At 45.7% G+C, this 17,017-nt stretch carries 19 protein-coding genes; 15 read left to right on the plus strand and 4 right to left on the minus strand.

Annotated elements, in window-relative coordinates; genetic code table 11:
* Nucleotide 1 precedes the first annotated feature (1 nt).
* Both ACI3E5_RS10550 and ACI3E5_RS10555 read left to right on the plus strand, forming a co-directional pair.
* Nucleotides 2–784 carry an ABC transporter ATP-binding protein gene (locus ACI3E5_RS10550; protein ID WP_005230626.1) on the plus strand — a complete coding sequence of 261 codons (783 nt, stop codon included), beginning with the start codon at nucleotides 2–4 and terminating at the stop codon, nucleotides 782–784.
* Nucleotides 777–1,790, plus strand: a complete 1,014-nt coding sequence (locus tag ACI3E5_RS10555) for an ABC transporter substrate-binding protein (protein ID WP_005230628.1) — start codon at nucleotides 777–779, stop codon at nucleotides 1,788–1,790. Before ACI3E5_RS10550 ends, ACI3E5_RS10555 begins: the two co-directional genes overlap by 8 nt.
* Before the next feature lie 149 nt (nucleotides 1,791–1,939).
* On the opposite strand, the gene ACI3E5_RS10560 is transcribed toward ACI3E5_RS10555, so the two are convergent.
* A complete protein-coding gene (locus ACI3E5_RS10560; RefSeq protein WP_005230638.1) occupies nucleotides 1,940–2,281 on the minus strand; it encodes a MazG nucleotide pyrophosphohydrolase domain-containing protein in 342 nt (113 codons plus the stop codon).
* A gap of 86 nt (nucleotides 2,282–2,367) precedes the next feature.
* Here ACI3E5_RS10560 and ACI3E5_RS10565 point away from each other — a divergent pair, with 86 nt between their 5' ends.
* The 7 genes from ACI3E5_RS10565 to ACI3E5_RS10595 all read left to right on the plus strand — a co-directional run bounded on the left by ACI3E5_RS10565 (nucleotide 2,368) and on the right by ACI3E5_RS10595 (nucleotide 10,276).
* Nucleotides 2,368–2,928: an LOG family protein gene (locus ACI3E5_RS10565; RefSeq protein WP_005230646.1), complete on the plus strand. Its 561-nt coding sequence runs from the start codon at nucleotides 2,368–2,370 to the stop codon at nucleotides 2,926–2,928.
* Nucleotides 2,929–3,074: 146 nt separating this feature from the next.
* On the plus strand, nucleotides 3,075–4,061 hold the full coding sequence (locus tag ACI3E5_RS10570) for a tRNA dihydrouridine synthase (RefSeq protein ID WP_005230648.1): 987 nt from the start codon (nucleotides 3,075–3,077) through the stop codon (nucleotides 4,059–4,061).
* Nucleotides 4,062–4,211: 150 nt separating this feature from the next.
* Entirely contained in the window at nucleotides 4,212–4,652 is a 441-nt protein-coding gene (locus tag ACI3E5_RS10575; RefSeq protein WP_005230651.1) for a MarR family winged helix-turn-helix transcriptional regulator, read from the plus strand.
* On the plus strand, nucleotides 4,649–6,085 hold the full coding sequence (locus ACI3E5_RS10580; protein ID WP_034869469.1) for an MDR family MFS transporter: 1,437 nt from the start codon (nucleotides 4,649–4,651) through the stop codon (nucleotides 6,083–6,085). The genes ACI3E5_RS10575 and ACI3E5_RS10580 overlap by 4 nt, the downstream gene beginning before the upstream one ends.
* Before the next feature lie 155 nt (nucleotides 6,086–6,240).
* Nucleotides 6,241–7,146, plus strand: coding sequence for an EamA family transporter RarD (gene rarD / locus ACI3E5_RS10585; protein WP_005230654.1), 906 nt, complete (start codon nucleotides 6,241–6,243; stop codon nucleotides 7,144–7,146).
* Between the two features lie 278 nt (nucleotides 7,147–7,424).
* Complete coding sequence (gene licT, locus ACI3E5_RS10590) at nucleotides 7,425–8,267, plus strand: BglG family transcription antiterminator LicT (protein ID WP_005230655.1); 843 nt, start codon at nucleotides 7,425–7,427, stop codon at nucleotides 8,265–8,267.
* A gap of 137 nt (nucleotides 8,268–8,404) precedes the next feature.
* Entirely contained in the window at nucleotides 8,405–10,276 is a 1,872-nt protein-coding gene (locus ACI3E5_RS10595; RefSeq protein WP_005230656.1) for a beta-glucoside-specific PTS transporter subunit IIABC, read from the plus strand.
* 187 nt (nucleotides 10,277–10,463) lie between these two features.
* Here the strand turns inward: ACI3E5_RS10595 and ACI3E5_RS10600 are convergent, their stop codons facing one another.
* Complete coding sequence (locus ACI3E5_RS10600; protein ID WP_005230657.1) at nucleotides 10,464–11,135, minus strand: cyclic nucleotide-binding domain-containing protein; 672 nt, start codon at nucleotides 11,133–11,135, stop codon at nucleotides 10,464–10,466.
* Between the two features lie 196 nt (nucleotides 11,136–11,331).
* Here ACI3E5_RS10600 and ACI3E5_RS10605 point away from each other — a divergent pair, with 196 nt between their 5' ends.
* The 5 genes from ACI3E5_RS10605 to ACI3E5_RS10625 all read left to right on the plus strand — a co-directional run bounded on the left by ACI3E5_RS10605 (nucleotide 11,332) and on the right by ACI3E5_RS10625 (nucleotide 15,563).
* Complete coding sequence (locus ACI3E5_RS10605) at nucleotides 11,332–12,264, plus strand: phosphate/phosphite/phosphonate ABC transporter substrate-binding protein (RefSeq protein WP_005230658.1); 933 nt, start codon at nucleotides 11,332–11,334, stop codon at nucleotides 12,262–12,264.
* 160 nt (nucleotides 12,265–12,424) lie between these two features.
* The gene (gene phnC, locus ACI3E5_RS10610; RefSeq protein ID WP_005230661.1) at nucleotides 12,425–13,216 is read left to right on the plus strand and encodes a phosphonate ABC transporter ATP-binding protein; all 792 of its coding nucleotides are present in this window, start codon (nucleotides 12,425–12,427) and stop codon (nucleotides 13,214–13,216) included.
* Nucleotides 13,188–13,967, plus strand: coding sequence for a phosphonate ABC transporter, permease protein PhnE (phnE, locus tag ACI3E5_RS10615; RefSeq protein ID WP_010748971.1), 780 nt, complete (start codon nucleotides 13,188–13,190; stop codon nucleotides 13,965–13,967). The genes phnC and phnE (ACI3E5_RS10615) overlap by 29 nt, the downstream gene beginning before the upstream one ends.
* The gene (gene phnE, locus ACI3E5_RS10620) at nucleotides 13,964–14,746 is read left to right on the plus strand and encodes a phosphonate ABC transporter, permease protein PhnE (RefSeq protein ID WP_005230666.1); all 783 of its coding nucleotides are present in this window, start codon (nucleotides 13,964–13,966) and stop codon (nucleotides 14,744–14,746) included. The genes phnE (ACI3E5_RS10615) and phnE (ACI3E5_RS10620) overlap by 4 nt, the downstream gene beginning before the upstream one ends.
* 4 nt (nucleotides 14,747–14,750) lie before the next feature.
* Nucleotides 14,751–15,563, plus strand: a complete 813-nt coding sequence (locus ACI3E5_RS10625) for a metallophosphoesterase family protein (protein WP_005230667.1) — start codon at nucleotides 14,751–14,753, stop codon at nucleotides 15,561–15,563.
* Between the two features lie 69 nt (nucleotides 15,564–15,632).
* Here ACI3E5_RS10625 and ACI3E5_RS10630 read toward each other — a convergent pair whose 3' ends face one another.
* Entirely contained in the window at nucleotides 15,633–16,109 is a 477-nt protein-coding gene (locus ACI3E5_RS10630; RefSeq protein ID WP_005230668.1) for an ImmA/IrrE family metallo-endopeptidase, read from the minus strand.
* 5 nt (nucleotides 16,110–16,114) lie between these two features.
* A complete protein-coding gene (locus tag ACI3E5_RS10635; RefSeq protein WP_005230670.1) occupies nucleotides 16,115–16,447 on the minus strand; it encodes a helix-turn-helix domain-containing protein in 333 nt (110 codons plus the stop codon).
* A gap of 163 nt (nucleotides 16,448–16,610) precedes the next feature.
* Between ACI3E5_RS10635 and ACI3E5_RS10640 the strand changes: the two genes are divergently transcribed.
* A complete protein-coding gene (locus tag ACI3E5_RS10640) occupies nucleotides 16,611–16,976 on the plus strand; it encodes a hypothetical protein (RefSeq protein WP_005231942.1) in 366 nt (121 codons plus the stop codon).
* The last annotated feature ends 41 nt before the right edge of the window (nucleotides 16,977–17,017 follow it).

The following is a 17,017-nucleotide window of genomic DNA, read 5'->3' on the forward strand; positions in this document are numbered from 1 at the left end:
AATGAAATTAGCAGTTGAAAAGCTCAATCTAACGATCGGGGACCAACAGATTCTAAAAGACATCTCCGTCCAAACCGCACAGGGGCAATTTGTCGGCTTGATTGGTTCCAACGGCAGCGGCAAGTCTACATTGTTAAAAGCTATCTACAAAACGTTGAAACCTGACAGCGGCGACATTTATTTAGGTGAGATGAATATTTTGAAAAGTTCCGAAAAAAAAGTCGCCCAGCAAGTCAGCGTCGTCAGTCAGTTCAATGAGTTGAGCTTTGATTTAACAGTAGAACAGATGGTGCTTTTAGGCCGCACGCCCCACAAGGGTTTGTTGGAACAAGACACTAAAGCCGATCATGAGCTGGTCACCGCAGCCTTAGCCAAAACAGGGTTAAGTGCCTACAGAAAACGCAGCTACCTCTCATTATCAGGAGGCGAAAAACAGCGGGTCGTCCTTGCTCGTGCCATCACCCAAGAACCGAAATTTATGATTCTCGATGAGCCGACCAATCATTTGGATATCCGATATCAACTGGAAATCTTAGAGACCGTCAAGCATCTGAAGATTGGCTTGTTGGCGGCGCTGCACAATTTGGAACAAGCAGCCAATTATTGCGACATCATCTATGCCTTAAAAGATGGTCGGGTCGTAGGGTATGGCGAACCAGAAACGCTGCTGACAGAAGAACTGATCGAAGAAATCTATGGCGTGAAATGCAGTATTTACCATCATCCGATCACAGGCGGATTAGGGTTTCATTATTATTTTGAAAAGGAGCAAACAGATGAATAAATGGGGAAAAATGATTGGGGTAGGATTGGCAGTCTTTACATTAAGCGCTTGCGGCAATACGAAGGATGAAGGAACTTCGGCTTCTTCCTCACAGGCAGAAAGTACGTATCCCTTAACCATCAGCAACTACACCAAAGCAGAAGGCGGTACGCAATGGACCGCCAAGGACCAAACCTTTAATGAAGCACCGAAAAAAGTCGTAGCCAACACACGACCAGCAGCGGAATTGCTGCTGCATCTCGGCCTCAAGGATCAGATTGCGGGTGTCGGTGCAACCTTTGGTGCCGCTGATAAGGAAGTTGCTGCTGATTACGCAGAACTAAACGACCTGGGCAGCGACTATATCAGTAAAGAAACGGCGCTCAGTGTGGATCCAGATTTGATTTTTGGCCGCGGAGGACTTTTTGATAATCAAGATTGGGGCGTTGGCACCGTTGATTCCTTGAACGAGATGGGCATTCCGACTTACGTCCAAGAAACCTCTGTCACTGGGGCGACGTTTGATTCTGTGTATCAAGACATTGAAAACCTTGGTAAGCTCTTCAATGTCCCCGAGGCAGCCGCTGCTTTTGAAAAAGAATTAAAGGATCGCCAGAGTGCCTTGGAAGAAAAAGTAGCAGACAAAGAAGAGCAAACATTTGCCCATCTCTTTATGTCTGATCCAAGTGTGGTCAGTGTCTATGCCGCTCAAGACGAGTCTTTTTTCAACAGTAACTTTGACATGATCAAACTGAACAATGTGTTTCAAGACTATTCAGGAGAAGTCAGTGTCGAAACCTTGATCGAAACGGATCCCGATGTCTTGATCGTCGGCGACTGGTCAACGATCGAAGGCAGTGTTTCTGGTCAAGAAATCATTGAAGGCTTGTACAAAAATGACAAACTCTCCAGCATGAAAGCCATCAAAAACAAACAAGTCTACAGCATGGACTACAATTATCTCTTTGGCTACGGCTACCAAGCCTTGACTGGTTTGGAAGAACTGGTAGAGCAAATGGCACAATAAACACCTCCTATTGCATAAAAAGGAGAACCAACTTTTTATATAATAGAAGAAAACCAACGTTTCACTGGCCGATCGACCACAGAAACGTTGGTTTTTTGTATTTAAGAAAAGCAACCTTTGCCGCTGCCCGTTCCGCAACAAGTATCCCGTTAGCTATTTTTTTCTGTCATATGGTTCATTTGATAGCGAGACAATAGCTTCTCTTTGTGTTTTTGCATGATCGTTTCTAGAGAAATATCGTATTTATCGGCGAGAATAAATAAGTTATCCAGTACATCGCCCAATTCTTCCGTCAGATTTGCCAGTTTTTCTTCCGGCAAGCCTTCTTGTTCATCGGGACGGTCACGGCCAATCTCCAATGTCCGAATGGCACGGCTCACTTCCCCGACTTCTTCTGCTAAAAAATTCGCCCGAATAAACGGATCATATTGATACCAGTTGCGGGCTTTGTAGAAGTCACTGATAAATCGTTGATATTCCTCAATGTTCATAATTTTTTTTCCATCCTTTCCCAGAACCTTTATCAGAATCATGATATACTATTTCAAAATGATTGAGAAGGATGATGGAGAGTTTTATGAAAATTGCAGTCTATTGTGGTGCCAGTGTCGGTAATGAACCTAGTTTTGCAACAGCCGCCCAAGAATTGGGGCAGTGGATCGCTTCACGGCAAAATACGCTGGTCTATGGCGGCGGAAAAGCGGGCTTGATGGGCGTGCTGGCAGATGCTGTCTTAGAAAATGGCGGTCAGGTGATCGGGGTGATCCCAACCTTTTTGAAAGATCGGGAACTAGCACATCCTGGATTGACCGAACTCCATGTCGTCGAGACGATGTCAGAAAGAAAACGAAAAATGTTCGAATTGTCGCAGGCCTTTGTCGCACTGCCAGGCGGTCCTGGTACGCTGGAAGAAATCACGGAGATGATCTCATGGTCAAGAATCGGTCAAAACCCGAATCCGTGTGCTTTTTATGATGTGAACAATTTTTACCGCGCAACGAGAGCCTTGTATGACAATATGGTGGAAAATGAGTTCTTGACGCAGGCCGATCGCGAAAAAATCGGTTTTGCGCAAACAACCCAGGAGCTTGAAGCTTTTATTCAAGCCTACGAACCGCCAGTTATTCGGCAGTATTAAGTATCTGTTGTAAAAGAGCAAGGCGAAGCACCGGCGGGTGTCGTCTTGCTCTTTTGCTTCTTTGACGCATTCTTAGTATAATGGGGTTTGTTTTGCAAGTGGGGTCATAAAATAAGATCCTTGGACAAAGAAATGGAGCGTAAATCATGACAACAAATTTTTGGGCTGAATTGCCGAAGCCTTTTTTTATCCTAGCACCAATGGAAGATGTCACCGATGTCGTTTTTCGACATGTCGTTCAAGCTGCCGGCGCACCAGATGTTTTCTTTACGGAATTTACCAACTCCGATAGTTACTGCCATCCAGAAGGACGCGACAGTGTGCGGGGACGTTTAGTCTTCACCGAAGATGAGCAACCGATGGTAGCCCACATTTGGGGCGACAAGCCAGAGTATTTCCGTGAGATGAGTATCGGCTTAGCGGAGATGGGCTTTAAAGGGATCGACTTAAATATGGGCTGCCCAGTGCCAAACGTTGCTGGACGAGGCAAAGGCAGCGGCTTGATCTTGCGACCAGAAGTTGCTGCAGAGCTGATCCAAGCAGCCAAAGCTGGCGGTCTGCCGGTCAGTGTCAAGACGCGTTTGGGCTATACCGAACTAGGAGAAATGGAAGCTTGGTTGACCCATGTCCTGCAACAGGATATCGCCAACCTTTCGATCCATTTGCGAACCCGCAAAGAAATGAGCAAGGTCGATGCCCATTGGGAATTGATTCCTGAAGTGGTTGCCTTGCGGGATAGAATCGCCCCACAAACGAAGCTGACGATCAACGGCGATATCCCTGATCGTACCAAAGGTTTGGAGCTAGCAGAAAAATATGGCGTAGACGGAATCATGATCGGCCGGGGTATTTTCAAGAATCCCTATGCCTTTGAAAAAGAACCGAAAGAGCATACCTCAGAAGAGCTATTAGGCTTGTTGCAGCTGCAATTAGATCTGCAGGACCATTACGCCAAAATGGTGCCACGCTCGATCGCAGGATTGCATCGTTTCTTTAAAATCTATGTCAAAGGCTTCCCTGGAGCCAGTGATTTGCGGGCAAAATTGATGAATACCAAATCAACGGATGAAGTCCGGCAACTGCTGGCAGAGTTTGCGGAGAAAAAGAACCACGAGGAAAGTATTGAAGCGTAAGTTTCAATGCTTTTTTCGTTTTTGGTTGCTGTACCCGCTCTCATTGTCAATCCTTCCTTGACAATAGGTAGGTACCTATGTAAAATGGAGAACAGACTTTTAATTAGGTACCTATCTAAATAGTGAAGAGGCGAAAGGAGCTGAAGGTCGATGGTTTCCGAACAAGAAATCGTGGAACGATTGTTTGAAGTGTATAAATTAAATCGGCGGTATGCGGAACAAAAATATGGGCGTTTTATGCCAGGTCGGGGACAGTTCAATTGCCTACTGGTATTGGACGAAAAAGGGACGTTGACCCAAAAAGATCTCGCCGCGTATTTAGCGATTCGCTCGACATCCACTGGCGAACTACTAAAAAAACTGGCTGAAAAAGGGCTGATCCAAAAAGAAGTCGATCCGAAAGATAAACGCAGCCATCTGATTTCGCTGACGGAAGCAGGCAAGGAAGAGGCACAGCGAATGAAAGAAAAACGCAGCAAGGCGCACCAAGAAATGCTGACCTATTTGACGGCAGAAGAAAAACAAGCCTTTGGTCAAGCCTTAGCAAAAATCGAACAGTTTTATCTTGAGAAGGAGGCGGACGTTGATTGAGTGAAACAGTCCAACGAACGGAACGTCAGCGGACGCTGATTTTTATTAATTTAATGATTACATGTATTGCCGTATCCATGTTGGCGACCGCCTTGACGACGGCTTTACCCGCCATTGTCACTGACCTGCAGATTTCCGTCACTACGGGCCAATGGCTGACTAGCGGTTATTCCTTGGCGATGGCGATCGTTATGCCCTTGACGGCATATCTTATGAATCGTGTGCCAACCAAAAAGCTGTATCTCGCTGCCTTAGGAATTGCGTTGGTGGGCTTGCTGCTTTGTGCTGCAGCGCCCAATTTTCTAGTCATGATGCTTGCTCGTATTTTGCAGGCCGTAGGCAATGGAATCTTGACCGCGATGGCGCAAGTGATCCTCTTATCGATCTATCCGATCAATCGTATCGGTGTGGTGATGGGCTGGTATGGATTATCGATCACCGCGGCACCCGTGATCGCACCGACTCTTGCTGGGGTGATCGTGGACCGCTTGAACTGGCATGCGATTTTTTATATCGTTGCCGTGATCGTTTTGATTTCACTGATTTGGGCCATAAAGGTTTTTGATGATGTGTTGCCAGTAAGCAACAGTAAATTTGATCAGACCTCTTTTGTTTTGAGTGCCTTCGCCTTTGGTGGGATCACTTTAGGCTTTGGCAATATCGGCAGCTATGGCTTTTTCAGCTTGCCGGTTTTAGGAACCTTAGGGATCGGTTTGGTAGCAGGGGTCTTCTTTGTCTTCCGTCAGTTAAGAGCGAAAACCCCATTTTTGGATCTGCGGGTCTTAAAAACAAAAGAGTATGCCATCAGTGTCTTTGGCAGTATCATGCTTTACTTGGTCTTGATGGGTTCGGCGATGCTGATGCCGCTTTACGTGCAGTCGATTTTAGGCAAATCAGCGACGATCTCGGGATTAGTCGTTTTGCCAGGCTCACTGGTCTCGGCTTTCTTAAGTCCCGTGGCTGGGCGAATCTATGACAAAGTCGGCATCCGTCTGTTGACACTTTTTGGCGGCGGCTCACTGGTCTTGAGCAACATCGGTATGTATTTCATCCATATGCACACGGGTATTTGGGTAGCAGTGGTTTTGAACATGCTGCGCTGTGCCGCCACAGGCTGTTTGTTGATGCCCTTCGTGACGTGGGGAAATAAAAATATTCCGCCGCAGCTGACGGCGCATGGAACAGCGTTATTGACTTCTTTGCGAACGGTGGCAGGCGCCATCGGGACAGCATTATTTGTCGGGATCATGAATAGTGTGGCGCAAAAAAGCACGACCTTAACAGGAACAAGTGCACTGCTTCATGGGATGAATGTTTCTTTCTTATTGATGACGATCGCTTCGGGAATGTTGTTTGCAACGGGGGTATTCTTGATTCGTGATCAGAAGCCAGAAGCCGTGTGGCTGGAAGGTGCAGAAGAACCACTGGAATAAAGAGGGCACCTTTCTTTGAAGGGTGCTTTTCTTGATTTATTTCATGAAACTCTATGAAAAACCAAAAAATTCGATATAATAAGATAACTTATGGTTTAGGAGGAGTATTTTTTTTCAGGAAAGACTTGTTTTAATGGAAAAAAATCAGGGAGAAAATGAAGAATAAAGGCGTTTATTTTGGGTTGTCTGCCTATGTATTATGGGGCTTGGTCACACTATATTGGAAAATAATCGTTGGGGTTTCGCCATTAGCAACGATGTGCTACCGAATCGTGTGGTCCTTTGTTTTTATGGTGTTGTTTATCGTGCTTTCTGGGAAGAAAACGCAATTTTTACAAGAAGCGCGTCTGCTGTGGAAGAACAAAGCATTTGCTGGACTGATCGTTTTAGCTTCTGTGCTGATCTCCATCAACTGGTTCACCTTTATCTTCGCGGTGAGTGCGGGCCACGTGATGCAAGCCAGCTTAGGCTATTATATCAATCCGCTTGTCAATGTCTTGTTAGCGACCGTTTTTTTGAAGGAACGTCTTAGTCGTACTGGCATGCTGGCGTGTCTGCTGGCAAGTATCGGGGTGATCTTATTATCGATCCAAACAGGAACGATTCCTTATGCCTCACTGATCATGGCCTTTTCCTTTAGTACGTATGGCTTGATCAAAAAAAGGATCCCCATTAGTTCGGTTACTGGGTTAACGATCGAAACGATGGTGATTTTCCCCTTTGCCCTCGTGTATATTTTAGGATTTTCAACCGTCGGCTTTATGAATTATCCCTTGCAAACCAATCTCTTATTGATGGGTGCTGGGATCGTGACGGCTATTCCGCTATTGCTGTTTGCGGAAGCCGCGAAAAATGTTTCTTACATTACGCTTGGGTTTATTCAATACGTCAACCCGACAATCATGCTTTTGTTAGCCATCTTTTTGTTTCACGAAACCTATTCACTGGCCCAATTTTCCGCCTTTGCGTTTATTTGGCTGGGGATCGCTGTCTTCACCTATGGTACGTTAGGAACGGCGATGAAAGAGCGGCGCATGGGACAGCAAAGAAAGCAACTTTGATACATTAGGAATGGCTGCAGCTGAGCCATTCCTTTTTTTATTAAAAAACAACTCAATTTAGATAGTGAAGGAAGTTGCAAGGAGAATTGTTCAATGGTATAACAAAGGAAAAGCACGTTGCAGAAATTCTGATTGAAAAGGGTTGCATCTGCCACAGGGGTGTGTTATTATTCTTTCAGTTACAAGGATTGTTACTGTTCGGCAGGCAAAACCAGAATTGACCGTAGCGCGCTAATGGGGAGATTCTAGGTTTTTTTATTTTGGAGTGAGGGAAAGCGATGATTATTGGAAAAATTTTAAATAATAATGTCGTCATCTCGACCAATGATGCCGGTCAGGAAGTGATCTATATGGGTCGCGGCATTGCGTTTAAGAAAAAAGTCGGCGATCCAGTGGATGAAGCCTTTGTCGAAAAAGAATTTGTGTTAAAGGATACCTTTACCGCAAATCAGTTTCAGCAATTGTTTTCAGACATTCCTGTGGAAGAAGTCGAAGCCGTCAAGCAAGTGGTGGATGATGCAGAAGCGTCCTTGGGGATCGAGCTGTCGCCAAATATTTATTTGACACTGACCGACCATATCCATTATGCGCTGGTTCGGGCACGTGAAGGCATTGAGCTGCCGAATCCATTGTTGTTTGAGACCCGCAAATTTTATCCGAAAGAGTATGCGGTTGCAGCAGATGCCGTTGCTTATTTTGAAAAAGTCTTCGGGATTTCATTGCCGGAATCGGAAATTGGCTTTATCGCCTTTCATATCGTCAATAGCGAACAAGCCAATGGTACGATGGAAACCACGATGCAAGCGGTAGAGATCGTTCGTGACGTACTGGCGATCATCAGTCGTTTTTATGGACGAGTCTTTAACCTAGATTCCTTGAACTATCAACGGATCACCACGCATTTACAGTATTTTGCGCAGCGCTATTTAAGCGATGAACTTTCGGGGGAAAAAGATGAATTTTTATTTGCCCTTGTGCAATCGAAGTACCCTAAAGCGTTTCAAACGGTCCAACGGATCAACGAGTACTTGATCAAAACCTACGACAAATCGATCGGTGAATCAGAAATGATCTACTTAACGATCCACATCGAACGTGTCGTCAATGATCAAACCAATTAACATTCAATCATTAACGGATTGTTACTGTCAGGCAGGCAATACCCAGATTGAAAAGACAACAGTCAGCGAGGAAAAGACTCGTTGGACGGTCGTTTTTTCAATCTGGGTTTTTTTATTAAAAAAGGAGTGTTGAAAAAATGAGTTCAAATAAAGAAATTGCAGTTCGCGTCCTCGATGCGGTGGGCGGCAAAGAAAATGTCAACAGCGTGGTGCATTGTGCGACCCGCTTGCGTTTCAAATTAAAAGATGAGAACAAAGCGGATACGGCACGCTTGAATCAAGACGACGACGTGATCCAAGTCGTTCAAAGCGGCGGACAATACCAAGTGGTGATCGGCAGTCATGTCAGCGACGTTTACCGTGAATTGAATGGAGTAGCGAACTTCGATGGCGAAGCAGACAGCAAAGGCGACAAAGGCAACCTCTTGAATCAACTGGTGGATATTATTTCGTCGATTTTTACGCCATTTTTAGGCGCAATGGCAGGTGCCGGGGTCTTAAAAGGATTCTTGACGCTGGCAGTCACCTTGAATTGGCTGGCAGCTGATTCTGGGGTCTACACCGTATTGTATGCGATTGCTGATGGGTTATTTACCTATTTACCAGTGATGTTGGCTTTTACTGCAGCGAAGAAGTTTCGTACCAATGAATTTCTAGCGGTTTCCTTAGCGATGGCATTGGTTCATCCAAATATTACCGCTTTGGCTGGACAAACCTTGAGTTTCTTAGGCCTCCCTGTCATTATTGGTGCGAGTGCTTATACGTCTTCCGTCATTCCGATTATTTTAGCGGTCTTTTTACAAAGTTATGTGGAGCGTTTCTTTAAAAAAGTCATTCCTAGCTTCTTACAGATCATCTGCGTGCCTTTAGCGGTCTTCTTGATCATGGCGCCGTTGACCTTTATTGTCGTCGGTCCACTAGGAACGATTTTAGGAAACTTGTTAGGTAGTGCTTACGACAGCATTTACCACTTCAGCCCACTGATCGCTGGCGCTGTCATGGGTGGTTTATGGCAAGTCTTTGTGATGTTTGGCATGCACTGGGGCTTTGTACCGATCATGATGTTGAATCTCAGTCAAACCGGTGTCGATACCATGGTGCCGATGCTGTTGCCAGCTGTCCTTTCTCAAGGGGGTGCAGCGCTAGCAGTGTTCTTTATGACAAAAAATGTGAAATTGAAAGGGTTGGCCCTTTCTTCAACGATCACCTCAATTTTTGGGATCACAGAACCGACGGTGTATGGGGTAACCTTGCCATTGAAAAAACCATTTATCGCCGCGTGTATCAGTGGTGCCATCGGGGGAGCCTTCATCGGCTTCAGCCAAGTCGAAAACTATACCTTTGGGTTAGTCAGCTTACTAAGTCTGCCTTCCTTTATCCCACAAGATACGAAAGATCTAAGTGGTCTGATCGCCGCTTCGATCGGAACGGCTATCGCTTTTGGCGCCGCGTTTGTCTTGACCTTCTTCTTACGTTTTGAAGATCAGCCAGCAACCGATGCCAGTGCAGCACCAGCAAAAGAGCCAGTTACACCCACCGATAGTTCGTCTAAAGAACGTGTGATCCTCAGCAGTCCGTTAGAAGGCAAAGTGGTTCCCTTAGCAGAAGTCAAAGACCAAGTCTTTTCTTCTGGTGCATTAGGAAAAGGTATCGCTATCGAACCAACTGTCGGGGCTTTATATGCGCCAGCAGATGGCACCATCACGACGCTCTTTCCTACCGGCCATGCCGTTGGTTTGACCACCACGGATGGAGCCGAAGTTCTGATGCATATTGGTATGGATACTGTGGAACTAGACGGCAAAGGCTTTGAGGTCTTTGTTAAACAAGACGATCAAGTCAAACGCGGCGATTTGTTAGTGAAGTTTGATCTAGATACGATCAAAGCAGCTGGCTTATCCACGATCACACCGATCGTTGTGACGAACACCCCGCAATATTTAGATGTGATGGATATGAACCAAACCGATGTCTTGCAAGGAGAAGACTTCTTAGCCATCGTGAAATAAGCAAAAAAAACCCGATCCTCGACTGAATATCAGCAAGGATCGGGTTTTTTGTAAGAAAATAAGGCGCAGTTGCCCTTCTCGCTTGCCTGACACGGTAGCAAACGCTTGTCACAGCGCGAGTTAAGGGCAAGACCAACATCAGGAACGCCTGCTCAGGGAAAACCCGAACATTCTTGGGGACTGCTCCTTACACATGGCTTAAATTTTCGGCAAGCGACTCTAAAGCGGGGAAATCGAGAATCGCATAGCCCTGTTTTTGTTTTTCGATCAGCTTGTCTTCCCGAAAGCTGGTAAAGGTTCGCAGCAGGTGGCGATAGCTGACATTCAAGATCGCGGCACAGGTGGTCAACTGAAAGGAAAAGTGTTGATTTTCTTGATGCGCAAGAATAAATTTGGCCAACCGTGTCTCTACAGGTTCCGTCAATGAATTCGCTAAGTTGATCCCCGAATTCAAGCGGGAACTTAGCAACTGACAGATGGTTTGCAAAAAGCGGACGTCTTGTTGCAAGGTGTTGCGGTAGCGATTCAAAGGGATGCAGACGCAGACGCAAGCAGAAGCGGCTTTGACACTGCTTTTCGGCAAGAGTTCCCACAAAGAGGAAGCTTCCCCTAAAGGTGCAGCCGGCTTAGCGTAATCAATACAAATCGTTTGGGTATCCGAAGAGAAGGAGTAGACCATCACGGTTCCTTCTACGAGAAAATACAAGTATTCAGAAGGCGTGCCCGTTCGAATCAGGTGCTCTTCTTTTTCAAAGGAATGCAAAGTGGCCATCGCTAACAAATCATTGTCCATATAAGATTGCAGATCGTATGTGTCAATGTAATTGCTGAGGCGTGCGGTATCATCGATTTTTTTCATGGGAATCAGCCACTCCTGAATGGTTTTCTTTAAGTATAGCTTAGTTCCCCTTTTGACTCAACACGAACGATAAATAAAAACTAATGTAAATTGTATGTAAAAATAAGGTAAAATAGGACATGTGTCACTTCATTTTGACGGGATACTTGGTATGATTTGAATGTAAGAATGCTTCAAACCATTAGGAGGAGAAAAAATGCCATTGAAACGAATTGTTAAAGGAATGTTAGGAATTGCGTTAGTTGCCGCATTGACCGGCTGTGGGAATGGGAGCAGCAGCAGCGACAGCAGTGCCGCAGCCGAAAAAGAAAAGCTGGTGGTACAATTCGTACCGACCAATAATGACGGCTCGATGCAAGCCAAAGCAAAACCGTTTGCTGAGTATTTATCAAAAAAATTAGACCGTGAAGTAGAAGTAACGTTAGCAACGGATTATTCGACGATCGTAGAAGCTATGGCTTCTGGACAAGTTGATTTAGGGATCATGCCGCCAGCCGCTTATGTTCAAGCCAAAGACATGGATGCAGCTGAAGCGATTTTGACTTCTCAATTAGGTGCTTATGATCCAGAGACGGGCTTGCCATTAGAAGGGGAAAAAACCAATACCTTCAAAGGGGAGATCTTGGTCCGTGCGGATAGCGACATGACAGAATTGACGGACTTAAAAGGGAAAAAAATCGCTACATTGAGTCCAAACTCTGCTAGCGGCTATATTTACCCAGTTGCCGAGTTGAAAGATGCAGGAGTTGATCCAACGACGGATGCTACATTAACGACCGTGAATGATATTCCAAGTGAGATCACTGCAGTCTTGAATGGTCAGATGGACGCCGCCTTTGTGTTCCAAGGGGCACGAAATGTCTTTGCGTCAAGCTTCCCAGACAACGACTTATTCAAAGACCTAAAAGTCCTTTACTTGACCGAAGGGGATATTCCAAATGACGCCATTGCCGTCCAACCATCAATGGATGCTGAACTAAAAGAGCAGATCAAAGAAGTGTTCTTGAACATGGCAGATGATGAAGAGGGTGCCGAAGCAATGAGCTTGTGGGGACACCAAGGGTATGAAGAAGCAGCAGATTCTGCTTACGATACCATTCGCGATTATACACAACGAGCAGCAGAGTAAAAAATCAGGGATTGCGGTAGAAGGATAACGGGACACGGAGATGTGCAGCGATTTACTAGGGGAATAGGTGGAATACGCAGTACCAGTGCATTTTTTAGTGAGATAGACCGTGACCGATTGGGGAAACTTTGCCGCGGTCCCTACATAATGGAGAAAACAGATGATAACTTTTGAGAATGTATCCAAAGTCTACCCAAATGGGGTCAAAGGATTACAGAACATAGATGTAACGATTGAGCAAGGTGAATTTGTGGCCATCATTGGCTTGAGCGGTGCTGGTAAGAGTACCTTTTTGCGCTCGATCAATCGCTTAGTGCCAATCACTGAAGGAGATATCCGAGTAGACGGCAAATCAGTCACGAAAGCCAATAAAAAAGAATTGCGCTTGATTCGTCGACAAATCGGATTGATCTCGCAAAGCTTCAATTTGGTCAAACGCAGTACCGTTCAAAAAAATGTTTTGTCTGGGCGTTTGGGGTATTACGGGACCTGGAAAAGTATTTTAGGGTTGTTTACGAAAGAAGACTACGAAAGAACGAAAGAAGCGCTAGCGACTGTCGGCTTGTCAGACAAACTGCAAACGAGAAGTGACCAGTTGAGTGGTGGGCAACAGCAGCGGGTATCCATCGCCCGTGCCTTGGTCCAACAAGCGCCGGTGATTTTAGCAGATGAACCCGTGGCATCACTAGATCCCATCACGACAGAGAAAGTGATGGAGGATCTGAAGAAGATCAATCAAGAAATGGGCAAAACGATTGTCATCAATCTGCATTCGATTCCCTTGGCTCGTCAGTATGCGACAAGGATCATTGCCTTAAAAGCAGGTGCGATCGTTTTTGACGGCAACGCAGCCGCTTTGACAGATCAGCGTTTAGAACAAATCTATGGCAAAGCAATTTTTGAAGAAAAGGCAGGAGAAATCGATGAAACTGAAAGAAACAGTTCATTTTAATTGGTACAAACACCTGCTGCTGGTTCTTTTATTGCTGCTCTTTTTTCAAAGCAGTGCCTGGATCACAGGGGCTGATTTTGCCCAAGTGTGGTCGAATCGCAGCCAGATGACGGCTTTCATGGCTCGCTTTTTGCACCCAGACTTTAGTTATCTACCGCAACTGATGATGCCCTTGATCAAGACATTGCAGATGTCCTTTTTAGGCACCGTTTTAGGAGTAGTCGCAGCGATACCGGTGAGTCTGTTGGCGACAACAGTCGTGACAGAAAGCCGTTGGGTCTCGGTGCCGATGCGTTTTCTCTTAGGGCTGGTGCGGACGATCCCCAATCTATTGTTGGCGGCATTGTTCGTAGCGATTTTTGGGATCGGTGAAGCCACTGGTGTTTTGACCATCGCGGTCTTTACCTTTGGTATGGTTTCACAGCTGATGTTCCAAGCGATCGAAACCATTGATTTTGCGCCGATCGAAGCAGCAGCAGCGGTAGGAGCGAATAAATTTCAAGTGACCGTTTGGGCGATCATTCCCCAAGTCATCAGCCAGTTTGCCAGCTATACTTTTTATGCCTTTGAAGTCAATGTTCGAGCTTCGACGGTGTTAGGGTATGTTGGTGCCGGCGGGATCGGGGTCATCTTGAACGCCTCATTGGCATTGTTGAATTATGAGCGGGTCTCGATCATTATCTTGACGATTTTGCTGACGGTAGCGATCGTTGATTTTCTCAGTGAGCGGGTAAGGAGGTCTTTCCTATGATGATCAGAGAAGTGAAGAAAACGACTTGGCTGTTATGGGGACTCTTTGCTATCTTACTGGCATTATCTGCAGCGACGCTGGATTATTCCGGATTGAGTACTTTTTCCTTAGCGATGGGAAGAGATGTCCTGCAAGGGTTGAGTCAGCCAGACTGGTCTTTCTTTTACGACGGTAGCGGGGAGGATCTGTGGAGCTTATTGTTACTGACGATCGGGATCGCTTGTCTAGGAACGATGATCGCAACAGTCTGCGCGATACCGGTGACCTTGCTGAGTGCCGCCAACCTATGGTCTTCTGCACCGTGGGTCGCAAAAATCGGCAAAATGATCTGCAATATCTTGCGGGCATTTCCCGAGCTGGTTTATGCGATTATTTTTGTCCGTGTGGTAGGTCCAGGACCTTTTGCTGGAGTTATGGCGATCGGTGTCCACCAGATCGGTATGCTGGGCAAGTTGTTTACCGAAGAAATGGAAGCCATGGATGAGCGCTTGACGGAAGAGATGCAAGCCGTCGGTGCCAACTTTTGGCAGACGATGTTTTTCGTGCGGGTCCCTTACTTAGCGCCTATCTATAGTTCCTTTGCACTGAATCATTTTGAAATTGCGGTCCGCAGTGCGGCAACGTTAGGGTTAGTCGGTGCTGGCGGGATCGGTGCACCATTGATTTTTGCTATTCAAACCAGAACCTGGAGCAAGGTAAGTATTATTTTGTTGGGCGTCGTTGTGACCGTCTTCTTATTAGACCAGTTGACTGGAATCATCAGAAAGAAATTGAGATAAACCTATGAATGTATTGCATATATCAGATATCCATTTTCGAGAAAGTTACCTGCCTTGTGAAGAAGGGTATCAAGGAATGCTGGCAGCTATGCAAAATCCCTTGATTCCTCTTGAAGAGTGTATCCAAGATGCCAAGGCGCGAGTAGCGATCGATTTGGTGGTGATCAGTGGCGATTTGACCGAAGATGGCGCGCCTGCCGATTATGCCTCTTTGAAGCGATATTTAGAAAAAGCCTTTGGCTCAGTGCCCATCGTAGTAACGCTAGGTAATCATGATATCAAACGGCATTTTCGCCAAGGCTGGCAAGGCAAGTCAGTAGAAACCGCCAGTGATACACCTTTTAATCAAGTCTATGAAACGGAGACATTGGCGATCGTGACTTTCGATAATTCCTGCTATGGCTATGCCAACGGTATCGTGGATGAGCGACAGTTTGAATGGCTGCAAGCCACGCTGGCGCAGCTCAAAGAGAAAAAGATCGTTTTTGTGACGCACCATCATTTGTTGCCCGACCAAGCAAGCACGCCGGCATGGGCCGGTGCCAATCGTTTGGTGGCATTATTGCAGCAGTATCAAATCTCTTGTATTCTCAGTGGACATACCCATCATGCGTTTACGGGAACGATCGCAGGGATTCCTTACTATACTGTGGCAAGTATGTCGTTTGTCGGGGAAGATGAAGGCGATGGGATGGTCCGTTTTGAAGAACGCTATGGATACAATTTGTATCGTTTTGAGGAAGGTGCATTGGTTCATCAATCCTCAGAAAACTATCGACCAAACCGTGTATTGATGCGGGTCAACATGCAAGGATAAAAAATAGACGTTCCGTCAACGCTGCACTTAGCAGCAGAAAAGGAACGTCTGTTTTTGTGTGAAAAAGGCTTAGCCTTGATTGCCAAAGGTTTTGATAACTTCAATCGTGCCGTCGATATGGAAAAACAAGGTATAGTTCTCTTCGGTTTTGATACCGTCAAAGCGGCGAGCATAATACGTGACCGCGTCTTTGAAGGTTTGTGGGGGAACCCCTAAATAATCAGCGCATGCCGCCAATGTTTTGCAGCCTTCTTCAAAACAAGCGATGATATCATAGGGCGTGACCACGATCGCAGAACCAATGTCGCGGGCTTTGCGTTCTTGTTTGCGTTTTTCGTTGGTGTCTTGGGCGGTAATGTCGCCAGCACTGGTCAGATAATGACCGATTTCTTCACCGATGGTGCTCAAGAGGTCTTCTTGTGATTGGTCAGGGTTCAAGTAAATATGGTGATCGATGTACAATCCTTGCTGACCATCAGGCATATTTTTATCGAAAATAAAGTGCAAGTCTGGGTAGGCGGCCATCAGTTCTTCTACTTTATCCATTTCCATCATTCCTTTTGGGCGTGCCGCTGTTTTATAAATTCAATATAGCTGAGGATGTCTTCCATCTGCTCATCGGTGACGTCATCATCAATATGGGCCGCAACGGTTTGAACTTTTGCAGAGGGTGGCGTGAAGCCTGCCGGGACTTGTCTGCCTAATAAAAAATCGGTGGATACTTGAAAAATCTCCGCGAGTTTGACGATGGTCTCGCCATCGGGTTCGTTACGATCATTTTCGAAATGCGAATACGCTGCGCGGGTGATCCCTAGCTGATCTGCGATCTGCTGTTGTGTTTGGTTGGTTCGTAGTCTGAGTGTTCTTAGCCGTTCGCCAAGCATGAGTGATCGCCTCCTTTTTTGTAGTATAGCACGTTAGATATAATTTGTATCTATTTTTGTATTATTTGATATAAAAAATATCACATCAGTTGACGATACGAATCGTATCTTTTATACTGGAAACAGATGATATGAATTGTATCAAAAAGAATGGGGGAGGATCATGGATACATCGATCGTAACAGTTGTCTTGCCGTCACTCATTACTGGTGTACTTACTTATTTGGCTACCCGAGTATCCAGCAAAGCGAATTTGGAACAAACGAATATCGAAAATGCCCAAAAGCTTTACCTAAAATATGAACAGATCAATCAAGAATTGACCCATAAAATCGATCAGTTAGAAGAAGAAGTCCAAAAGACCGCCAAAACCTACCAAGAAGAAGTCTTGGTCTATCAAGGAAAGCTTGCTACTGCCCAAAGCGAACGGGATTTTTTGCGGGCAGAAAATCAGGTGCTGAAAGAATTGCAGCGAGTGAATCAAGTGCCTGGGACGCGTGAAGGGAAGCAACATTCAGCCGTTGGCTAATAGAAAAAAACTGCTTATCCGTCAATAAGCAGTTTTTTCGA

Source organism: Candidatus Enterococcus avicola, assembly GCF_047470845.1.
In the GTDB taxonomy this organism is placed as follows: Bacteria; Bacillota; Bacilli; order Lactobacillales; family Enterococcaceae; genus Enterococcus_D; species Enterococcus_D casseliflavus.